The sequence below is a fragment of the Amycolatopsis sp. NPDC003676 genome (genome assembly GCF_053587275.1).
The window spans coordinates 12,011-31,123 of the sequence record NZ_JBSFNS010000050.1 but is presented as its reverse complement, the minus strand read 5'-3'; the positions used below and the strand labels follow the sequence as shown (position 1 = coordinate 31,123).

General features: G+C 71.3%; 19 protein-coding genes. 1 reads left to right on the top strand and 18 read right to left on the bottom strand.

The features are described 5' to 3' along the window. Positions 1-13: 13 nt before the first annotated feature. A complete protein-coding gene (locus ACWDNU_RS26345; RefSeq protein ID WP_370935393.1) occupies positions 14-796 on the bottom strand; it encodes an SDR family NAD(P)-dependent oxidoreductase in 783 nt (260 codons plus the stop codon). A 189-nt stretch (positions 797-985) separates the two neighbouring features. Between ACWDNU_RS26345 and ACWDNU_RS26340 the strand changes: the two genes are divergently transcribed. Next, positions 986-1,417 carry a nuclear transport factor 2 family protein gene (locus ACWDNU_RS26340; RefSeq protein WP_449670856.1) on the top strand — a complete coding sequence of 144 codons (432 nt, stop codon included), beginning with the start codon at positions 986-988 and terminating at the stop codon, positions 1,415-1,417. A gap of 231 nt (positions 1,418-1,648) precedes the next feature. On the opposite strand, the gene ACWDNU_RS26335 is transcribed toward ACWDNU_RS26340, so the two are convergent. The 17 genes from ACWDNU_RS26335 to ACWDNU_RS26255 form a co-directional block, all read right to left on the bottom strand. Continuing rightward, positions 1,649-2,086 (bottom strand): nitroreductase/quinone reductase family protein, encoded by a 438-nt coding sequence (locus ACWDNU_RS26335; RefSeq protein ID WP_449670855.1) that lies wholly within the window; start codon positions 2,084-2,086, stop codon positions 1,649-1,651. Between the two features lie 108 nt (positions 2,087-2,194). Beyond that, on the bottom strand, positions 2,195-3,376 hold the full coding sequence (locus ACWDNU_RS26330) for an aminotransferase class I/II-fold pyridoxal phosphate-dependent enzyme (protein WP_370935389.1): 1,182 nt from the start codon (positions 3,374-3,376) through the stop codon (positions 2,195-2,197). 147 nt (positions 3,377-3,523) lie between these two features. After that, positions 3,524-4,756, bottom strand: a complete 1,233-nt coding sequence (locus tag ACWDNU_RS26325; protein ID WP_370935387.1) for a glycosyltransferase — start codon at positions 4,754-4,756, stop codon at positions 3,524-3,526. A 203-nt stretch (positions 4,757-4,959) separates the two neighbouring features. Continuing rightward, positions 4,960-5,583: a response regulator transcription factor gene (locus tag ACWDNU_RS26320; RefSeq protein ID WP_370935386.1), complete on the bottom strand. Its 624-nt coding sequence runs from the start codon at positions 5,581-5,583 to the stop codon at positions 4,960-4,962. Between the two features lie 225 nt (positions 5,584-5,808). After that, positions 5,809-6,969, bottom strand: coding sequence for a nucleotide disphospho-sugar-binding domain-containing protein (locus tag ACWDNU_RS26315; protein ID WP_449670854.1), 1,161 nt, complete (start codon positions 6,967-6,969; stop codon positions 5,809-5,811). A gap of 22 nt (positions 6,970-6,991) precedes the next feature. After that, positions 6,992-8,692, bottom strand: a complete 1,701-nt coding sequence (gene cydC / locus ACWDNU_RS26310) for a thiol reductant ABC exporter subunit CydC (protein WP_449670853.1) — start codon at positions 8,690-8,692, stop codon at positions 6,992-6,994. 235 nt (positions 8,693-8,927) lie between these two features. Continuing rightward, a complete protein-coding gene (locus tag ACWDNU_RS26305) occupies positions 8,928-9,170 on the bottom strand; it encodes a hypothetical protein (RefSeq protein WP_449670852.1) in 243 nt (80 codons plus the stop codon). Next, entirely contained in the window at positions 9,167-10,864 is a 1,698-nt protein-coding gene (cydD, locus tag ACWDNU_RS26300) for a thiol reductant ABC exporter subunit CydD (protein ID WP_449670851.1), read from the bottom strand. Before cydD ends, ACWDNU_RS26305 begins: the two co-directional genes overlap by 4 nt. Further along, positions 10,864-11,811: a cytochrome d ubiquinol oxidase subunit II gene (locus ACWDNU_RS26295; RefSeq protein ID WP_449670850.1), complete on the bottom strand. Its 948-nt coding sequence runs from the start codon at positions 11,809-11,811 to the stop codon at positions 10,864-10,866. Before ACWDNU_RS26295 ends, cydD begins: the two co-directional genes overlap by 1 nt. Further along, positions 11,811-13,049, bottom strand: coding sequence for a cytochrome ubiquinol oxidase subunit I (locus ACWDNU_RS26290; protein ID WP_449670849.1), 1,239 nt, complete (start codon positions 13,047-13,049; stop codon positions 11,811-11,813). Before ACWDNU_RS26290 ends, ACWDNU_RS26295 begins: the two co-directional genes overlap by 1 nt. A gap of 42 nt (positions 13,050-13,091) precedes the next feature. Then, positions 13,092-13,943 (bottom strand): ABC transporter permease, encoded by an 852-nt coding sequence (locus ACWDNU_RS26285; RefSeq protein WP_449670848.1) that lies wholly within the window; start codon positions 13,941-13,943, stop codon positions 13,092-13,094. Beyond that, positions 13,940-14,905: an ATP-binding cassette domain-containing protein gene (locus ACWDNU_RS26280; RefSeq protein WP_449670847.1), complete on the bottom strand. Its 966-nt coding sequence runs from the start codon at positions 14,903-14,905 to the stop codon at positions 13,940-13,942. Before ACWDNU_RS26280 ends, ACWDNU_RS26285 begins: the two co-directional genes overlap by 4 nt. Before the next feature lie 125 nt (positions 14,906-15,030). Then, positions 15,031-15,660, bottom strand: coding sequence for an antibiotic biosynthesis monooxygenase (locus ACWDNU_RS26275; protein ID WP_449670846.1), 630 nt, complete (start codon positions 15,658-15,660; stop codon positions 15,031-15,033). A gap of 24 nt (positions 15,661-15,684) precedes the next feature. After that, the gene (locus tag ACWDNU_RS26270) at positions 15,685-15,948 is read right to left on the bottom strand and encodes an acyl carrier protein (RefSeq protein WP_370935373.1); all 264 of its coding nucleotides are present in this window, start codon (positions 15,946-15,948) and stop codon (positions 15,685-15,687) included. Continuing rightward, positions 15,945-17,222 (bottom strand): ketosynthase chain-length factor, encoded by a 1,278-nt coding sequence (locus ACWDNU_RS26265; RefSeq protein ID WP_449670845.1) that lies wholly within the window; start codon positions 17,220-17,222, stop codon positions 15,945-15,947. The genes ACWDNU_RS26270 and ACWDNU_RS26265 overlap by 4 nt, the downstream gene beginning before the upstream one ends. Next, the gene (locus ACWDNU_RS26260) at positions 17,210-18,490 is read right to left on the bottom strand and encodes a beta-ketoacyl-[acyl-carrier-protein] synthase family protein (protein ID WP_449670844.1); all 1,281 of its coding nucleotides are present in this window, start codon (positions 18,488-18,490) and stop codon (positions 17,210-17,212) included. The genes ACWDNU_RS26265 and ACWDNU_RS26260 overlap by 13 nt, the downstream gene beginning before the upstream one ends. Then, positions 18,475-19,107, bottom strand: a complete 633-nt coding sequence (locus tag ACWDNU_RS26255; RefSeq protein WP_370935370.1) for a dTDP-4-dehydrorhamnose 3,5-epimerase family protein — start codon at positions 19,105-19,107, stop codon at positions 18,475-18,477. The genes ACWDNU_RS26260 and ACWDNU_RS26255 overlap by 16 nt, the downstream gene beginning before the upstream one ends. Positions 19,108-19,113 lie beyond the last annotated feature (6 nt).

Here is a 19,113-nt window from a genome sequence, read left to right as displayed (position 1 = left end):
TGGGTTGCGGGTTTCAGAAGTTGCCGAGACCGCCGCAGACGTTCATCGCCTGCGCGGTCACCGAAGCGGCGGAATCGCTCACGAGGTAGCCGACCATCCCCGCCACCTCGGCGGGCGTGCTGTAGCGCCCGAGCGGGATCTTCGCCTGGAAACGGCTGAGCACCTCGTCTTCGGTGACGCCCCACACCGCCGCGTAGCCTTCGCGAACCCGTTGCGCCATGGGGGTTTCCACGTAACCAGGGCAGACGGCATTGACCGTGATGCCGGTCGGGGCCAGCTCCTTGCCCAGTGCCTTGGTGAAGCCGATGACGCCGCTCTTCGCCGCCGAGTACGGCGCGCCCAGCGGCACGCCCTGTTTGCCGCCGGTCGAGGCGATGTTGATGATCCGGCCGGAGGGAAGCTCGCGCATGCCGCCTTTCGAGAGGACGGCCCGCGTCAGCAGGAACACGCTGTTGAGGTTGGTGTCGATGACGTCGTTCCACAGCTCGTCGGAGATCTCCGCGGTGACGCCGCCGCCGCTGCGGCCCGCGTTGTTCACCAGCACCGAGATCGGGCCGAACTCCGCGGTCGCCGCCGCGACCAGCTCTTCCACCGACTCGCGCGAGCGCACGTCAGCGGTGCGCCCGGCGACCGGCAGTCCTTTTTCCTGAAGCGCGCGAACAGTTTTTTCGACGTTGCCGGCGGTGCGCCCGCACAGGAAGGCGGGAATCCCGCGCCCGGCGAGCTCCTCCACCACCGCCAGGCCGATGCCGCTGGTCCCGCCGGTGACCAGAGCGGCGTGTCCGGTGTTCTCCATCGATGCCCCTTCTCCGCGTCCAGTGCCGCCGCGGGAAACGGCGGACGGCACACCGGGAAGGGTGCGGGGCGCGGCTTGAGGCGCGGCACAGGTCGGCTCGACTCCTGTATCCGCGCTCCAGCGGCGCTCTAAGCGGCGTCCGGAGCATCACGCCGGAGCACATCGACCAGTGCGCAGGAGAGGACCGCGATGCCGACCCAGCAGGACCCCGGGACCGAATACCCGTCGATCCAGAATTTCTACTCCCGCCAGATGCACCTGCTCGACGACGGCAAGGTCGACGAGTGGGCCGCCACGTTCACCGAGGACGGATCGTTCGGCGCGAACGCGCACCCGGCCCCGTTCGTCGGCCGTACCGCGATCGCGGACGGCGCCCGCAAGGCGCACGCCGCACTGGCCGAGCGCGGCGTGCAGCGCCGCCACTGGCTCGGCATGCTCGCCGCCGAACCCCGCACCGAGGGCGGCTACCGGGTCCGCTCCTACGCCCAGATCCTCGAAACGCCGCGCGGCGGCCAGACGACCGTCCTGATGAGCACCACCTGCGACGACGTCCTCGTCCGCACTTCCGAAGGGGAATGGCGGGTCCAAAGCCGCGCCGTCCGGCGCGACGACCTCGCCTGAACCCGCGGCACCGGCCTGCCAGTCCCGCACTCGGCGGCCGGCATGCCGTTGCCGCACAACACTTCCCGGCCCGGCTCGGACACTCTCGCATTCCCGCGGCGGGCTGGGCCGGGCCGGGACTTCTGTCCAGTGTGGACGGATCGGCGAGACATGCCGTCGACCGGCCGGATCCTTACAGCGGCCGACTGTCCACTAGGGAGTGTCCAGCCAGCAGAAGCTCATAACCAGAGATCAACTGCGCTCGAGAACCACGACCGGCATCCGGCGGCTGGTCTTGTCCGCGTACTCGGCGTACGGCGGATACACCGCCACCAGCTTTTCCCACAGCCGGTCGCGTTCTTCGCCGACGGCTTCGCGAGCCTTGACGTCGAAGCGGTCTTTGCCGACCTGGACGGAAGCGCGGCCGGTCGCGCGGAGGTTCAGCCACCAGGCGGGGTGATGGTCGTCGCCGCCGCGGGCGGCGACGACCACCAGCCTGCCGTCGTCCTCGGTGTAGACCACCGGGCGAGTCCGGGTGCGGCCCGTCTTGCGTCCGGTGGTGGTCAGCAACAGGATGGGTGCGCCGCCGAGCACTCCGCCGATCGCGCCGCCGCTGCGGCGGTACAGCCACACCGAGAGCCCCATCGCCGCATGGAGCAGGCCTGACTTGGCCCGCACCTGGGTTTCCATCGTGCGTCTCCTTCTCGCCGCAGGGCAACCTTGACAGGTAACACTGTACGCAAGAGTAACGCTGCACGCACGACGGAACGATGTAATCCCAGCCTCACCCGGGCGGCCTCACCCGGCCAGCCGCGCCCGCACTCGCGGCGCGTGCTCGACGAGCGCCGCGATCAGCTCGCACAGCCGGTGCACGCCCTCCGCGCTGATCCCGAGCCCGGTCGGCAGCTGCATCACCCGCGAACTCAGGCGCTCCGTAGCGGGCAGCGGACGCCGCACGCGCTGGTGCGCGTAGGGCTCCAGCCGATGACACGGCGGATCGAAGTGCTTGCGCACCAGCACGTTCTCCGCCCGCAACGCTTTCGCCATCAGATCCCGGTCGAGACCGGACGCCGGATCGACTTCGACGACCACGAAATGGTGGCTCGAATACTCCCCCGGCCCCGGCACGATCAGCCGCACGCCCGGCACCTCGGCCAGGTCCTCGGTGTAGCACCCGAAGCGCTCGCGGTTCACCGCGCGCAACGTCGGCAGCCCTTCGATCGACGTCAGCCCCATCGCACCGGACGCCTCCGTCATCTTGGCGTTGATGCCGAGCCCGATCACGCGGTTCTCGGCGTCGAAGCCGAAGAAATGCGTGGCCCGGACGCGCGCCGCGAGCTCCTCGTCGTCGGTCACGACGGCGCCGCCCTCGAAGGCGTTGACGAACTTCGTCGCGTGAAAACTGAACACCGCCGCGTTTCCGTATCCGCCGATCCCGCGGTCGCGGTAACCGCAGTCGAAGGCGTGCGCGGCGTCGTAGAACAGCTTGAGGCCGTGCCGGTCGGCGATCTTCGCCAGTTCGTCGACCGCGCATTGGCGGCCCCACACGTGCACGCCGAGGATCGCGGACGTGCGCGGCGTGACCAGCCGTTCGACCTCGCGCGGGTCGAGGTTGTGCGTGTCCTCGTCGATGTCGCAGAACACCGGCGTCAGCCCGGCCAGCCGCAGCACGTGCACGGTGGCGACGTAGGTGAAGGAGGGCACGATGACCTCGCCGGTGAGCTCCGATGCCGTGAGCAGCGCCTGAAGCCCGGACGTCGCGCTGGTCGTGGCCACGCAGTAGCGCGCGCCCGCCAGTTCGGCGACCCGCTGCTCGAACTCCCGCACGAGCGGGCCGAAGTTGGTCAGCCACCGGCTGTCCAGCGCACCGCGGATGAGTTCGAGGACGCGGTCGGGGTCGAGCACGTTCGGCCTGCCGACGTGGACCGGCTCGCGGAACGCCGGCGGGCCGCCGAGCGCCGCGAGCACCGGGGGCGTCACGCGACCCGCCCGGAGCGGACCGGGCCGGCACCGGCCCGGCGGGAAGTCAGAGCTGCGTTGTCCATACCTCACCGATCTGTGTACGTTGTACGCGTTCCGATACCGCGTACGCTAAGCGGAGTGACACCAGGCTGGGTGGAGCCGGCCTCAAACGGGTTCGCCGACCCGCGCGCCGGCCGCCGCTTCGGCGACTTCAGGCAGCCGCTCGGCCACCGCCGCGGGCGTCGGGGCGTCCTCGATCTCGCGCCGCAACCCCGCAAGCGCCTTGGGATAGCGCGAATCCGTGAGCACCTCCTCGATCGCCGAGGTCAGCGCCGCGCGCTCCGCGCCGGCCGGCAGCACCCGGCCCGCACCGGCGGCCGCGATCTGGTGGCCCACCTCGCCGTAGATCGGCGAGCGCGGCACCACGACCTGCGGAACTCCGGCGGCCACCGCGCACAACGCGGTGCCGGTCCCGCCGTGGTGCACGACCGCGTCGCACGAAGGCAGCAGCAGCGAAAACGGCACGAGCCCGATCTCGCGCACCCGCGGCGGCAGCGGCTCGGCCGTAGTGCCCTGTTCTCCGGCGAGCAGGATTTCCGCGTCGAGGTCACCGGTCAGTTCGATCAGGTCGGCGAGCACGCGCTTGGCCTGGCCGCCGTCGATCTTGCCGGTCGCGATCCCGCCGGTGAGGCAGATCCGCCTGCGCTCCCGCGGTTCCACGAGCCACGACGGGACAGCCCCGGACCCGGTGTAGGACTGATGGCGGATCGGCACCCGGCGCACCACGCCTTCGCCTCCCGCGACGAGGCTGGGCGGGCACGGGTCGACGAGCACCCTCGAAGCGGGCTGCGGCTCGAGGCCGCGGCTGCGGAACAGCTGCGCGTACCCCTCGCGGTAGTGCACACCGCGCCCGGCGCGCTCCGCGTGCAGCACCGTGCCGATCTCCCAGCCGTGCGACACCAGCGGCACCCCGAGCGCGGCAGCCGCGACCGGGCCGGCGAACGTGAGCGGGTCGGCCACCACGAGGTCCGCGCCCCACCAGCGGCCGAAGGCGATCAGCTGGGGCAGCATCGCCTCGGCGACCACGACCTGGCGGTCGGCCGCGCAGTCCAGTGCGTCCGTCTGCGCCGGCCCGAGCAGCCCGGGCCGCTGCGGCCAGCCCATCGGCCACGACTCCGGTTCGTCCCACGCGCGCAGCCGGCCGTCGGTCGGAATGGCGGAAAGATCCACGTCCTCCCCGCACACCACCGCGGGCAGCCCCGCGGAGACGATCGGGTTCCGGCACGACGGCGGCCCCGCGACCCGCACCTCGTGCCCGACCGCGAGACAGGCCCTCGCGAGCGGCACCATGGGGTTGAAATGCCCTGGCGCCGACCATGTCACGAACAGAATGCGCATGCCGTCCTCCCGATCACCGATGCCGTGGCGATCAGCGTCGGCCGCGGCGGTGGAGAGCGCGTCGACGTTTCCTTGAGCCGGAAAATGCGCACCTGACGTCGAAGGCGTGGGTCGAAAACGCTATTTCGACCCACGCCTTCAATCCGCCCGCCGGACTCCGCCCGGGCAGTACCGGATTACCTTCTCCGCACGAATGGAGCAGTTCACAAATAATGTCGTTCCATGGCAATGCGGGCCGCTTCGAACCGATTGCGCGCGTCCAGCTTGCGCATGCATCCCGAAGTCAGGTTCCGCACCGTGCCCGGAGCCAGGCACAACTCCCGGGCCACCTCCTTCACCGACGCACCCGTCCACGTGAGACGGAGGATGTCCTGCTCCCGTTTCGTCAGTTCCGCACGGGCCAGCGACCCCACCGGGTCCGCCCCCGCGCGCACCCGCCCGACCCCCGCGGCGCCCTGGACGACGTGGATCAGCTGCGACAGCGAGTGTTCCATCGAAATGACCGCGGTGGCACCCCTCTCGATCGCCCGGTCCCGCAGCGCTTCCTGGTCCCGCAGCGCCTCCTCCAGGCTCACGGTCACCACCACGACCTTGCACCACGGAGCCTCGGCCGCGACCCGCTCGGTCAACGTGAGACCGGTCGCGGCGCCGCCCCTCGCCCCGATGATCACCACCCCGGGCGTGTAGTGCCTGATCGCGGGCAGCACCGACGCCGGACCGGAGGCGACTCCGACCACGGTGAACCCGTCCGCGGCGCACAACGTACCCGCCAGTAGTTCGAGCATGAGCCGACTGGCGTTGCCGACGAGTACGCGTACCCCATTCACGTTAGTCACCATCTGCCGCACGGCGTCCGGCGAGTATTTTTTCTACAGCAATTGAATTCCATCTCTGCCGCCCCCAGACGGTGAAATCGCGAATCTCAAACGATCATATCAGCCGTTCGAGGAGAACCGCACTATTCACCAATAGGGGCACATATTTATCCCATTCAGGCCCTATGTCGGGTTTGCCGCGGCTCGGGACGACGGGTGCTTCGCGCGCGAGCCGACCTACCGCGCGGCGAGCGCTTCGAGTTCGGCCACCACGGCCGCCGGCGCCGGGGTGCGCTCGATCTCGGCGCGCAGCTGCCGGGCTTGTTCGCGGTAGCCGTCGTCCTCGAGCACTTTGACCAGCGCGGCCCGCACGGTCTCCGGATCGTTCTGCCCCTCGGCCGTGTCGAGGGTAACGCCGGCGCCGGCTTCGGCGAGAACGTCGCCGTAGTCGAATTCCTCCATGTAGCCGGGGAGCACGACCTGCGGCACGGCGTGCGCCAGCGCGGTGAGGCCGGTGCCGGAGCCGCCCTGATGCACCACCGCGGCGCAGTCGCCGACGACGAGATGCAGCGGAGTCGGGTCGATGAGCACGACGTTGGCCGGGATCTCGCCGAGTTCTTCGCGGTACTTCTCCCCCAGCGTCATCGCGAAGGTCACCGCGGGGAGGCCGGCCGCGGCGTCCAGCACCGAACGCAGCAGCCGGTGGCTGTTGAGCGCCAGCGCGTGCCAGCCGAAGGTCGCGATGACCTTCGGGCCCGACGTGTGTTCAGGCCAGATGTCGACGTCGCGGGCGGCGCCGTTGAAGGGCACGTAACGGATCGCTTTGCCGCCGGCTGCGGCTTCGGTCTGCAGCGAGGGCGGGCAGGGGTCGATGACGAGCGCCGGATCGGGCAGCGCGTCGAGGCCGAGGCGAGCGCAGGTTGCGGCGAGGAACCGGCGGCCGGACACGAGCGCGGACGCGCCCATCACGTCGACGCCCCAGCGGTGTTGCACCACGGGCACGCCGAGCACCCCGCCGACGAGCAGCGCGCTGAGCTCGAACGGGTCGGCGACGATCAGGTCGGGAGCCCACCCCATGGCGAACTCGATCTGTTCGTCCACCACCTGATCGGCGAGGAACGACCACGCGCGCGTCGCCTCGCCGCCGGAGTCCTCGCCGCCGCGGCCGAACGCCTCGATGGGACGCTGGCCGGGCGGCAGGAGTTCCGCCCAGATGGCGTTGCCGTCGAACTCGTCGCCGATCGTCTTCACCGACAGACCGGCGCGGGTCGCGGTGTCCGCGACGTTCGGGCGGCCGACGACGAGGACTTCGTGTCCCGCGGCGCGAAGCGCCCAGGCGACCGGGATCATCGGAAGCAGGTGACTGCCGGAAGGACTGCTGAGCAACAGGACTCTCATGCACTGACCATGGCGGGCACGCCTAGAGTCGCCTCGGTGCGCGGCTCGGGCCGGCCGCGAAGTTCTCGGCCTCCCACAACCGCCGGTACGGGCCGGGTTCCGCGACAAGCTCGGCGTGCGCGCCGCGTTGCACGGCGCGGCCCTGGTCGAGCACCACGATCTCGTCGACCGCGTCAAGACCGGCCAGCGTGTGCGTGACCAGCACGACCGCGTGCCCGCGCGTGGCGTCGAGGGCTTCGGCAAGCAACTGCGCGGCTGTCGGCGGGTCGACACCTTCGACAGGTTCGTCGAGGAGCAGCACCGCGGGGTCGGCGAGCAGCGCACGGGCGAGGACAAGCCGTTGCCGCTGCCCTCCCGAAAGCAGACTGCCGTCGTGACCGGCGACAGTGTCCAGCCCGCCCGGCAGTTCGAGCCGGGCCCGGCGAGCGGCGGCTTCGAGTTCGGAGTCCGTCGCCGCGGGCCGGGCGAGGGCGAGGTTGTCGCGCAGAGAGGCGTGGAAGACGTACGCGTCCTGCGCGGCGCCGGTGATGCGGGCACGGACGTCGACCGTCGTGTACTCACGCACGTCGTGGTCGTTCAGGAAGTAGCGGCCGGCGTCGGGTTCCGCCAACCGGGAGAGGACCGCGAGCACGGTGCTCTTGCCCGACCCGCTCGCCCCGACGAGGGCGACGCGTTTGCCGGGCTCCACCCGCAGATCGAACCCGTCGAGCGCGGGCGCGCGGTCCTCGTCGTAACGGACGCGGATCCCGGTCAGTTCCACGGCAACCGCTTCCGGAACGGCCCGCGGATGCTCAGGCTCGCTGAACGCGGCGCGGGCAGCGAGGAGTTCCTCGATCCGGTGCACCGGCGCGGCCGCCCCGGCCAGATGCCTCGCCCCGGAGGGCAGCGGAGCGGCGATCGCGAACACGGTCAGCGCGGTGAGCGTGAGGACCGCGGACCCACTGACCAGCAAGACGACGAGGGTCGTGACCGCCTGCACCAGCGCCACCGCGGCCGTCGCGGTTTGCACCACGCGCGCACCCTTTTTGGTCAGCTCGGCCAAGTTCCGGGCCGTGGCACGAGCTGCCTGCTCGGCGCGGCCGCGGGCACCGTAGACGGCGAGCTCGGCGGCTCCTTCGGCGAGATCGAGGTAGCAGTCGCCAAGGTCCGCCTGCGCCCGTGCGACGCGGGGCAGCAACTGGCGCAGCCTCAGGCAGGCGAGCGCCGGCACCACCATCACGGCAGCTGCCAGCCCGCCCGCGAGCACCGCCCCCGCCACCGGATGGAGCACCAGGCCCGCGATCACCACTCCGGTTCCGACGACGACCGCCACCGCGAACGGAGCCAGCGACCTCAGCAGCAGGTCCTGTATAGCGTCCACATCGGACACCATCCGGGACAGGGAATCCCCGCTGCGCAACCGATTCGGCGCTCCGCGCTCCAATGCCTCGAACACTTTCCGCCGCAGCCGCACCAGCACCGACAGCGCCGCGTGGTGCCCGCTCAGCCGCTCGACGTACCGGAAAGCCCCGCGCGACAACGCGAATGCCCGCACCCCGACGATCGCCAACCCCAACGCCGCGACCGGCGGCTGCTGGGCAGCCCGCACGATGAGCCACGTCGCGGTCGCCATCAACCCCACGCTGGCCAGTTCGCTCGCCGCTCCCGCCGCGGCGGCCAGCGCGAGCCCGCGCAGCGCCCGTCCGCCGGCCCAGCGCAGCACGGTGCGGAGGAGAGTGCTCATCCGGCTGACACTCCCGCCTCAGCGTCAGCGCGGACTCGCCCGTCCGCGACCTGGAGGATACGGTCCACATCGGACAGAAGCGCGGGACGATGAGTGGCCAGCACGACGAGAGACGCCCGGGCGCGGGCGACACGCTGACCGGCCGACAGACCGACACCGCGCTCACCCAAGAGAGTCGCGTAGCCATCAGGCAGGGCGTCGATGAAATCATCCGCACAGGCGGCGCGCAGAGTGCTCATCCGGCAGGCACCCCCGCCTCGGCATCCGCCCAGACTCGCCCGTCCGCGACCCGGAAGATCCGGTCCACATCGGACAGAAGCGCGGGCCGGTGAGTGGCCAGCACGACGAGAAACGCCCGGGCGCGGGCGACACGCTGACCGGCCGACAGACCGACACCGCGCTCACCCAAGAGATTCGCATAGCCATCAGGCAAGGCGTCGATGAAATCGTCCGCACAGGCGGCGCGCAAGGTGATCATCCGGCTGGCACCCCCGCCTCGGCATCCGCCCAGACTCGCCCGTCCGCGACCCGGAAAACCCGGTCCACATCGGATAGCAGCGCGGGCCGGTGAGTAGCCAGCACGACAGTACGACCGGCCATCAAACGACGAGTCGCGGTGGCGACGGCAAGCTCGCTCCCGGCATCGAGACCGGCGGTAGGCTCGTCGAGAAGCAATAACGGCGCATCGACGAGAAACGCCCGAGCGAGGGCCACGCGCTGGCGCTGACCGACAGACAGACCAACGCCGCGCTCACCCAAGAGAGTCGCGTAACCATCAGGCAAGGCGTCGATGAAATCGTCCGCACAGGCGGCGCGCGCGGCAGCGCGGACGCGGTCCGGGGTGGCGGCCGGGTCGCCGAGGGCGATGTTGTCCGCGATGGTGCCTGCGAAGAGGTGGGGGCGCTGGCCGACCCAGGCGAGGCGAGAGTGCCACGCGGCAAGGGCTGCGGGATCGGCCAGCAGATCGTCGAGCGGGGTTCCGCCGAGGTGCACCGAACCGGTCGCGGGCAGGAAGCCGAGCAACACCGCGAGGAGGCTGCTCTTGCCCGCTCCGCTCGGGCCGACCAGCGCGATCCGTTCGCCCGGTCGCACGCACAGTTCGACGTCCCGGAGCACCGGGTCGGCTGCCCCGGGAAAGCGCACTTCGGCACCGGAGAGCCGGATCAGCACTTCGCTTGAAACGGCCCGCCCGGGGCCGGAAGGCAGCGACTGGTCCTCGGCAACCGGAGCAGCAGCCTGGGGCCCAGCTTCGTCGATCACCGCGAAAGCCCGGTCCGCGGCGGCGCGGCCGGCGGCGGCCGCGTGGAAAGCCGAACCCAAGTCGCGCAAGGGTTTGTAGGCTTCGGGGGCCAGCAGCAGCACCAGAAGGCCGGTCCGGAGACCGAGCGTGCCGTCCAGCAGGCGGAAGCCGATCGGCACCGCGACCAAGGCGACGGACAACGTGGTCACCAAGTCCAAGGCGAGGCCGGAAAGAAAAGCGATCCGCAACGTCCGCATGGTCGCGCCGCGGTAGGCCTCGGCGGTGCGCTCGACGACGCCGATCTGGTGGCCCGACCGGCCGAACGCCCGCAGCGTCGGCAACCCGCGCACCACGTCGAGGAAATGCCCGCCCAGTTCGGCGAGTTTGCCCCACTGCCCGGCCGCCGCGCTGCGGGTGTACCACCCCGCGAGCGCGCCGAACACGGGAATCAGCGGCAACGTCAGCGCGATCGCCACCGCCGACCAAGGATCAGCCGCGACGACCGCGGCCAGCACGGCCAGCGGCACCAGTACGGCGGGCACGCGCTGGGGCAGATACTCGGTGAGGTACGTGTCGAGGCCGTCCAAACCGGGGCCGGCCAGCGTCGCGAGCTCGCCGCCTCGCTCGGCGCGCAGGCGGACCGGGCCCAGGCCGCTGATCGCGTCCGCGAGCCGGGCCCGTACCGCGCCCGTGACGGTCGCGGCCGCCGACGTGACGAGCCGCCCGCGGATCCAGCTCAACGCCGCCCCCGCACCGAGCACACCGGCCAGCGCGACGACATTCGCCGCGCTCGGCCCGGTCAGCACGACCGCGAGGAGCTCCGCCTGCGCCACCACGAGGCCGGCCGTCGCTGCGCCGGTGCCCGCGGACACCGCGGTCAGCCGCCGCGTCCCCGGCAAGCGCGCGAGACGGCCCGCGGTCCGGTCGCCCATCAGAAATACAGCGGTGCGGCCGGCACCACCGGCCCGGCGAACGCCCGCCACAGCCAGACCTGCCCCAGCAGCATCACCGGCAGCGCGCACGCGAGGAACACCCCGAGCACGGCCAAGCTCTCCGGCGCGGCCGCCAGCCCGACCAGCACCGGACTCTGCCCGGCTCCGACCGCGAGCACCGGCAGCCCGACCGCGCAAGCCGTGGCGGCGAACGCCGGGCCGTGCACTCCCCTGCCGAGGAACCGCGCGGCCACGGCCAACGCCACGACGGCCAGGGCCACCAGCACTGCCGCGACCACCGGCGCGGCGACATCCGCGGCCAGGAATCCGAACGCCAGCACCAATACCAGCAACCCCGCCGCGGGCAGCACCAGCCGTCGCGCGAGCGCCGCCGCGCGCACGGACTGCTCTCCGCGCACCCGCATCGCGAGGAACGCCGCGCCGTGCACCACCACGAGGCACCCGAAGGCCAGCGCGCACAACAGGGCGTACGGGCTGAACGCCGCGGCGGGGTGCCCGCCGCTCGGCACGCCCTCGGCGAGATTGCCGAGCACGAGCCCCCAGCTGAGTGCGAGCACCACGCTCGCCACCGCGATCGCCCGGTCCCAGAACCGCCGCGAACCCGCGCTCTCCCGGCGGCTGCGCAACCACATCCCGCCGTCCCGCAGCACGAACGCGCCGACGAGCACCACGAACACCGGGAAATACCCGGTGAACACCGCCGCTTCGAGTTCCGGGAACGCACCGATGAGCAGCCCGACGGCGGCCACGACCCACACCTCGTGGCCGAGGAAGTACGGCCCCACCGCGTTGAGCGAAAGCCGCCGCTCGGTCTCGCCGCCGCCGGTGCGCAGCCGCACCGCTCCGACACCGAACGCCGACCCGTCGAGAATCAGGTATCCGGTCAAGAAAAGCCCGACCGCGGCCAGCAGCAACCCTTGTGCCATCAGAGGACCCTTCCCGCCTCGAGCGGAACCGCCGGCGCCGCCGTCTGCTCGCGGACCAGCTCCGGAATGTCGTCCCAGCGCCGGGAAAACCGGCGGATCACCAGGTAGTCGGCCACCCCGAGCGCGGCCAGCAGCAGGCCGAACACGGCGAACGACGCGACCACGGAGCCCTCGTGCACCGCCGAGGCGGCCTGGTCCGTGCGCAGGAGTCCGTAGACCGTCCACGGCTGCCGCCCCACCTCGCGCAGCACCCAGCCGCAGAGGGTGAGCAGGAACGGCAGCGGGATCACCCAGGTGAGCGGGCGCAACAAGAACCGCGCCCGCTTGCCCCGGGAAATCAGCGTGACGATCAGCGCGTACACCGACAGCAGCACCAGGAGGAACCCGAGGATCACCATGATCTGCGTCGGACCCGAGATCCACGCCGGCGGAAGCGGCTGCCCGTGTGCGGCCGCCAGCGACGCCTGGTCCTCCAGCGCCTGCCCGATCTTCGCGGGCTGGTCGATCTTCAGGTAGTCGGTCTGCACGAACCCGCCGGCGACGGTGACGAGCGCGGCGACCGGGGCCACGACCGCCCCGATCCGCAGCGACGAAAGGAAAAACTCCCGCTGCGGGGTGCGCCGCGCCAGGTGCCACGCACTGATGCCCGCCATGAACAGCGCGCCGGTCAGCAAGGCTGCGGCCACCAGGTGGCCGAGTCCGTCGAGGGCTTCGCGGTTGGTCATCAGCGCACCGAAATCGGTGAGCCGGAACACCCCGTCCCGCACCTCGCCGCCGACGGGATGCTGCAGGAAACCGTTGGCAACCATGATGAACAGCGCCGAAGCGTACGCGGTGAGCGTGACCAGGTAGATCAGCGCGAGGTGCGCCCACTTCGGGATGCGGTCCCATCCGAAGAGCCACATCCCGAGGAACGTCGACTCAAGGAAGAACGCGACGATCGCCTCGAGTGCCATGGGCGCGCCGAAGACGTTGCCCGCGTACGCCGTGACCCCGCCCCAGTTCAGCCCGAACTGGAACTCCATCACCAGCCCGGTCACGATCCCGATCCCGTAGTTGGCCACGTACAGCCTGCCCCAGAACCGGGTCGCGGCACGGTGTTCGCGTTTCCCGGTGATCACCCACCTGGTCTGAAGGAAACACAGCAGCGGAGCCAAGCCCAGCGTCAGCGCGACGAACAGGAAGTGGAACCCTGCCGTGAGCGCGAACTGGAGCCGGGCGAGGTCGACGGCGTTCATCGGGTGCGCCCCTCCTCTCGTGCGGTCCGCGGATCTGCGCGGTCAGCGAGTCGTGGTGCGGTAGCGCCAGCAGGCCAGCGGCATGAACACGGCGAGGATCAGCACGATCCAGCCGAACGTGACCAGCACCGGATGGGCCAGCGGCCACGCCGTCGCGTCCGCGCCCCCGGGACTGCCGAACAGCTTCCGGGTCGCCGCGACCGCCGAGCTCACCGGATTCCAGTCCGCGACCACCCGCAGCCACGCCGGGAAACCGGCGGTGGGCACGAACATGTTGGCGATCATGGCGAACGGGAACGTGAGCGGGAACAGGAAGTCCGCCGTCGTCGGGGAAACGAGCAGCCCGAGGAACGTGCCGATCCAGCTGATGGCGTAGCGGAACAGGATCAGCAGCACGAACGCGAGCGCGGCGTTGGCGGCCCCGTCGTGGATGCGGAATCCCACGAGCAGGCCGAGCCCGGTCGTGATCGCCAGTCCCAGCATGCTTTTCACGATGTCCGCGCCGGTGATGCCGAGCGGCACCGCCATGGGCGACATCGGCAGCGAGCGGAACCGGTCGGTGACGCCGGCCTCGGCGTCGTTCGCGACCCCGCCCGCGATGATGCTGAGGGTGAACACCTGGTTCAGCACGAACAGGCCGGGCAGGAGGTAGTCGCGGTAGTTCCCGCCGCCGGGGATGGCGATGGCGGACCCGAGCACGTAGCCGAAGATCAGGATCATGATCACCGGCCAGATGAGCTCGGCGAGCAGGCCGCCCGGCTCGTAGCGCAGGTGGGCGAGGTCCCGCCGGATCAGGATCCAGGCGTCCCGCAGCATCGCGGTGGGACGCGGCCGGGCCATCCACGACTCCGGGAGCGGGGTCAGGGGCGGGGACGGGGCGTGGGCGGTGCTCATGCTGCCTCGGTTTCGGATGGCTGATCGGGGTGCACGAGGTGCAGGAACACCTCGTCGAGCGTCGGCGGGCGCAGGCTGAGGTCCACGACGTCGACCTTGGCCGATTCGAGCGCGCGCACGGCCGCGGCGAGCGTGGTGAAACCGGCGCCCGCCACCGTGGTCAACGTCAGCGTGCCGGGGTCGACCGCCACCTCGTCGTCGGCGGACATCGACCGCAGCGCGGTCTCCGCGGCGGAGAGATAGGACTTGTCGGACACCACGACGTCCAGCCGCGAAGGCCCGGTCTCGCGCTTGAGCTCGGCCGGGGTCCCCTCGCTGACCACCCGCCCGTCCTTGAGCACGGCGATGCGGTCGGCGAGCTGGTCGGCCTCGTCGAGGTATTGCGTGGTCAGCAGCACGGTCGTGCCCGACTCGGTCAGCTGCCGGATGTCGTCCCACAGCTGCGACCGGCTGACCGGGTCGAGGCCCGTGGTGGGCTCGTCGAGGTACATCACCGCGGGCGTGACGATGAGGCTCACCGCGAGGTCGAGCCTGCGCCGCATGCCGCCGGAGTAGGTCTTGACCAGCCGCCCCCCGGCCTCCTGCAGGGAGAAGCGCTCCAGCAGTTCGTCGGCGCGCGCCTTGGCCCGGGAAGCCGACAGGTTGCGCAGCCTGCCGAACATGATCAGGTTCGACCGGCCCGGGATCCGCTCGTCGACCGCAGCGTTCTGGCCGGTCAGCGAGATCAGCTTCCGCACGCCCGCGCCGTCTCGCACCACGTCCCGGCCGGCCACCTTGGCGACGCCCGCGTCGGGTCGCAGCAGCGTGGAGAACACCCGCACCGCGGTCGTTTTGCCCGAGCCGTTCGGCCCGAGCAGCCCGAAGATCGTCCCTTCGGGAACCTCGAGGTCGAGGCCGCGCAAAGCGCGGGTCTCGCCGAACGATTTGACGAGCCCCTCCGCCTGAATGGCCAGCCCTGGCATCTTCTCACCTCCTGATAACGATGTACGCATTGGTTACGACGTACGCTAACGGTAACGGTGTTGGGCGTCAAGCGGTCTCCAGCGCCCCCAAAACCGGCCTCGAGCGTGCGTGGACGGGCGGATCCTCAGGAGTCCGCGCGCACGAAGAGGTCGCCCTTGCCCTCGGCGAACCCGGCCATGCGCTCGGAGTCCGCGGCGAACTCGGGGGTGCGCAGCACGGCCAGGTACTCGGCGGGCGAGTTCCACCAGCCGAGGTTCACGTAGCGCAGCGGATCGATCGTCGAGCGCAGCAGGGTGTGCCCGAGGAATCCGTCGCGGGTGCGGACCGTCGCGGCGTGCTCCTCGAACGCTTCGCGGAAGCCGCCCTCATGACCGGCGCTGTGCAGGGTGAATCGCGTGAGCGCGAGTACGGCAGCGTCTTCCCCGGCGCCTCGCACGGGCTCCGGGCCGTCGAAGGTGCCCACACCGGTCGCGGCGAACTGGTCCGGCTCGGCCTTCGCGAGCCCGGCCAGTACGGCGACGTGGCTCTGGAATTCCTCGCCGCGCACGACGGCGAGGTGGTCGCCCGCGCTCGCCCACCAGCCGACATTGGCGAACGTCCTCGGGTCGCGCGCCGACCGCGCGAAGAAGTTGCCAAGGCATCCGGCTGCGGTCACGATCCCGGCCGCCTGTTCCGCGAAGCGCGAAGCGAACGCTTCGGCGTCAGCCTCGTCGGCGACGGTGAATCGGGTGATCGCGGTGATCTGCTCGGTCATGGTGTGCTCCTCGTTCCCGCGCGCTCAGCCGGCGGCGATCAGTTGGTTGTTGACTGCGGAGATCAGCGAGCGCGGCGTGGACTCGGCCGCGAGGGTCTCCTCCGGCACGCTCACTTTGAACTCGCGCTCGATGCGCGCCGCGGTCTCGAGCATCACGATCGAGTCGTAGCCGCACTCGGCGAACGGCGTGTCGAGGAAGTCGGGCTCTTCCCCGACCTCGCCCGCGGCGGCGCGCAAGATCTCCTTGAGGGTGTTCTGGTCCAGCGTGGGCCGGTCGGATCCGGTCATCGTCGTACCCCTTCTGTCGTTTCCGCCGCCCCCGGCGAGTCCGGGGAGGCGAGGCGCACCGGTTCGGCGGGCGCGCGCAGCACGACGGCCGAGTTGAAACCGCCGTGGCCGCGGGCGAGCACCAGCGCCGTGCGCACCCGCGCGGTGCGCGGCCGGGTCACCAGGTCGATCCGGTAGCCGGCGCGCGGCGCGGGCACGTTCGCCGTGGGCGGCAGCACCCCGGTGCTTGCCGCGAGCAGCGCGGCGGCCACGTCGACCGGGCCCGCGCCCGACGACAGCCGCCCGGTGCCCGCCTTCGGCACCGTCACCGGTACTCCGTCCGGGCCGAACAGTTCGCGGATCGCACCGGCTTCCGCCGCGTCCAGTTCCGGGACGCCCGCGCCGTCGGCGAACACCGCGTCGATGTCGGAGGGCGAGCAGCCGGCGTCGTCCAGCGCCAGCTCGGCCGCGCGGCGCAGGGTCGGCGGCCTGCCCGAACGCGGGGCCGGATCGAACGTCGAGGCATACCCGGCCAGCGACCCGTAGCTGCGCGCATTCCGGGCCAGCGCGGCGGTTTCGTCCTCCAGGACCAGGATCGCGCCGCCCTCGCCGGGCACCCAGCCGTTCGCGTCCTCGCCGAAGGGCAGATACGCCCGCGCCGGGTCGGTGCGGGTGCTCAACCGCCCGCTCGCGAGGTACGCCGCCCAGCCCCACGGCGACAACGAACTCTCCATTCCGCCCGTGGCCACCGTCTCCAGCTCCCCGTCCCGGAGCCGGCGGCGCGCGGCGCCGAGCGCGTCGAGGCCGCCTGCTTGCTCGGCCACCACGACCCCGCCCGCGCCGCGCAAGCCGTGCCGGATCGAGATCTGCCCCGAGTTCACCGCGTAGAACCACGCGAAGCTCTGGTAGGCGCTCACGTATTGCGGGCCCTGGCTCCACAGGTTGTGCAGTTCGCGGTGCCCGAACTCGAAACCGCCGGACGAGCTGGCGGTCAGCACGCCCGCGCGGAACTCCGGCAGCTCGGCGGGCACGAGCCCGGCGTCGGCGAACGCGCGGTCGGACGCGAGCAGCGCCAGCTGCGTCATCCGGTCGGTCTGCGGCAGCAGCCGCGCCGGCAGGTGCTCGGCCGGATCGAGGCCGGTGACCTCGGCCGCGAGCCGGGCCGGGTACCGGCTCGCGTCGAACCGCGTGAGCTCGCCCACCGCCGACGTCCCGGCGGTCGTCGACGCCCAGTACTCGGCGATGCCGACGCCGGTCGGAGTCAGCAGCCCGATGCCCGTGATCACCGCGCCCATGGCCGCGCTCCGTCCCGTAGCCGTCTGAGCACCATCGCGCTCTGGAATCCGCCGAAGCCGCTGCCGAGGCTCAGCACGGCGTCCAGCCCGGCCTGCCGCGCGGTCAGCGGCACGTAGTCCAGGTCGCACACCGGGTCGGATTCGGTGAGATTGGCCGTCGGCGGGATCACGCCGTGTTCGATGGCGAGCGCGCACGCGGCGATCTCGATCGAGCCGATCGCGCCGAGCGAGTGCCCGATCATCGACTTGATCGAACTCATCGGCACGCGGTGCGCGTGTTCGCCGAGACCGCGCTTCACCGCGGCGGTTTCGTGGCGGTCGTTCTGCTTCGTGCCCGAGCCGTGTGCGTTCACATAGTCCACATCGGACGGATCGACCCGGGCCTGCGCCAGCGCCCTGGTCGCCGCCTCGGCCAGCTCGCGGCCGTCGGGACGCAGTCCGGTCATGTGGTAGGCGTTGCACCGCGTGCCGTAACCCGCGATTTCGGCGTACACGTGCGCGCCCCGCGCCCGCGCGCCGTCGAGCGTCTCCAGCACGAGGATCGCCGATCCCTCGCCCAGCACGAACCCGTTGCGGGTGTTGTCGAAGGGGCGGGACGCGGTTTCGGCTTCGTCGTTGCGGGGCGTCGTGGCCTTGATCGCGTCGAAGCAGGCGACGGTGATGGGCGAGATCGGGGCGTCGGCGGCGCCGGCGATCATCACGTCCGCCGAGCCTTCGCGCAGCAGTTCGCACGCGTGGCCGATCGAGTCGATCCCCGACGTGCACCCGGTCGAGATCGTGCGCACGGGTCCCTCCGCGCCAGCCAGCCAGGCCAGCTCGGCCGCCATCGAACTGGGGACGAAGTAGTCGTAAGTGCTGTCGCGGACTTTCGTGTGGTCCACTGTCCATTCGCGACCGGAGGAGCTGGCCGCCACGAATTCGCGCTCCAGGCTCATCGTGGCCCCGACCGCGCTGCCAAGCGAGACGCCGAGCCGCTCCAGCGCCACCGTGTCCGCTTCGAGCCCGGCGTCGGTGATCGCCTCGCCCATGGCCACCACGGCGAACTGCGCGGCCCGGTCCAGCCGCGCTACCTGCTCCGCGCTCAATCCTTTGGCCAGCGGGTCGAAATCGCATTCGGCGGCAACCCGCGAGCGGAAGCCGCCGGCGTCGAACAGCGACAAGGCCCGGGTCGCGGTGCGGCCCGCGGTCAGCAGCGCCCAGAACTCCTTCGTGCCGATCCCGCCCGGCGCGACCGCGCCGATGCCGGTGATGACTATCCGTCTGTCCATCCGGTTCCCGTCTCCGTTCTCCGCCCCAGTTCCTCATACAGGGCAAGGCACTCTGCGTAGCGCGGCAGCAGTCCCGCCCGCCGCGCTTGCGCGACCGACGGCGCCGCGGCGTCCTTCTCCGACAGGGTCGGCTCGGTCTCCAGCCGCCACGGCAGCTTCAGTCCGGGGTCGAGCGGATCGATGTCGATCTGCGTGCCGGGCACGTACGAGGTCGAGCACAGGTAGCTGATGCACGTGTCGTCGGCGAGCGCCACGAACCCGTGGAACAGGCCCTCGGCCACGTACACCCCGCGCCCGGACTCCGCGTCGAGCACCGAAGAGGTGTGCTCCCCGAACGTCGGGGACCCCACGCGAAGATCCACCACGATGTCCTGCAAGGCCCCGCGCACGCAGCTGACGAATTTCGACTGGCCCGGCCGCAGCGCGACCCCGTGCAGCCCCCGCAGCGTGCCGCGGGCCGACACCGAGTAGTTCACCTGCGCGATCGAGAACCGGTGCCCGGCCGCGGCGCTGATCCGTCCCACGCGCAGCGATTCGAAGAACGAACCGCGCGCGTCGGTCTTCTTCTCCGGCAGGACGTGCAGGACACCGGGAAGACCGCCGTCAGTGATGACCATCGCCGC

Bases quoted from the DNA above. Each gene is read 5' to 3' on its own strand.
- ACWDNU_RS26345 (WP_370935393.1), bottom strand. From the start codon at position 796: ATGGAGAACACCGGACACGCCGCTCTGGTCACCGGCGGGACCAGCGGC.
- ACWDNU_RS26340 (WP_449670856.1), top strand. From the start codon at position 986: ATGCCGACCCAGCAGGACCCCGGGACCGAATACCCGTCGATCCAGAAT.
- ACWDNU_RS26335 (WP_449670855.1), bottom strand. From the start codon at position 2,086: ATGGAAACCCAGGTGCGGGCCAAGTCAGGCCTGCTCCATGCGGCGATG.
- ACWDNU_RS26325 (WP_370935387.1), bottom strand. From the start codon at position 4,756: ATGCGCATTCTGTTCGTGACATGGTCGGCGCCAGGGCATTTCAACCCC.
- ACWDNU_RS26315 (WP_449670854.1), bottom strand. From the start codon at position 6,969: ATGAGAGTCCTGTTGCTCAGCAGTCCTTCCGGCAGTCACCTGCTTCCG.
- cydC (WP_449670853.1), bottom strand. From the start codon at position 8,692: ATGAGCACTCTCCTCCGCACCGTGCTGCGCTGGGCCGGCGGACGGGCG.
- ACWDNU_RS26305 (WP_449670852.1), bottom strand. From the start codon at position 9,170: ATGATCACCTTGCGCGCCGCCTGTGCGGACGATTTCATCGACGCCTTG.
- cydD (WP_449670851.1), bottom strand. From the start codon at position 10,864: ATGGGCGACCGGACCGCGGGCCGTCTCGCGCGCTTGCCGGGGACGCGG.
- ACWDNU_RS26295 (WP_449670850.1), bottom strand. From the start codon at position 11,811: ATGGCACAAGGGTTGCTGCTGGCCGCGGTCGGGCTTTTCTTGACCGGA.
- ACWDNU_RS26290 (WP_449670849.1), bottom strand. From the start codon at position 13,049: ATGAACGCCGTCGACCTCGCCCGGCTCCAGTTCGCGCTCACGGCAGGG.
- ACWDNU_RS26285 (WP_449670848.1), bottom strand. From the start codon at position 13,943: ATGAGCACCGCCCACGCCCCGTCCCCGCCCCTGACCCCGCTCCCGGAG.
- ACWDNU_RS26280 (WP_449670847.1), bottom strand. From the start codon at position 14,905: ATGCCAGGGCTGGCCATTCAGGCGGAGGGGCTCGTCAAATCGTTCGGC.
- ACWDNU_RS26275 (WP_449670846.1), bottom strand. From the start codon at position 15,660: ATGACCGAGCAGATCACCGCGATCACCCGATTCACCGTCGCCGACGAG.
- ACWDNU_RS26270 (WP_370935373.1), bottom strand. From the start codon at position 15,948: ATGACCGGATCCGACCGGCCCACGCTGGACCAGAACACCCTCAAGGAG.
- ACWDNU_RS26265 (WP_449670845.1), bottom strand. From the start codon at position 17,222: ATGGGCGCGGTGATCACGGGCATCGGGCTGCTGACTCCGACCGGCGTC.
- ACWDNU_RS26260 (WP_449670844.1), bottom strand. From the start codon at position 18,490: ATGGACAGACGGATAGTCATCACCGGCATCGGCGCGGTCGCGCCGGGC.
- ACWDNU_RS26255 (WP_370935370.1), bottom strand. From the start codon at position 19,107: ATGGTCATCACTGACGGCGGTCTTCCCGGTGTCCTGCACGTCCTGCCG.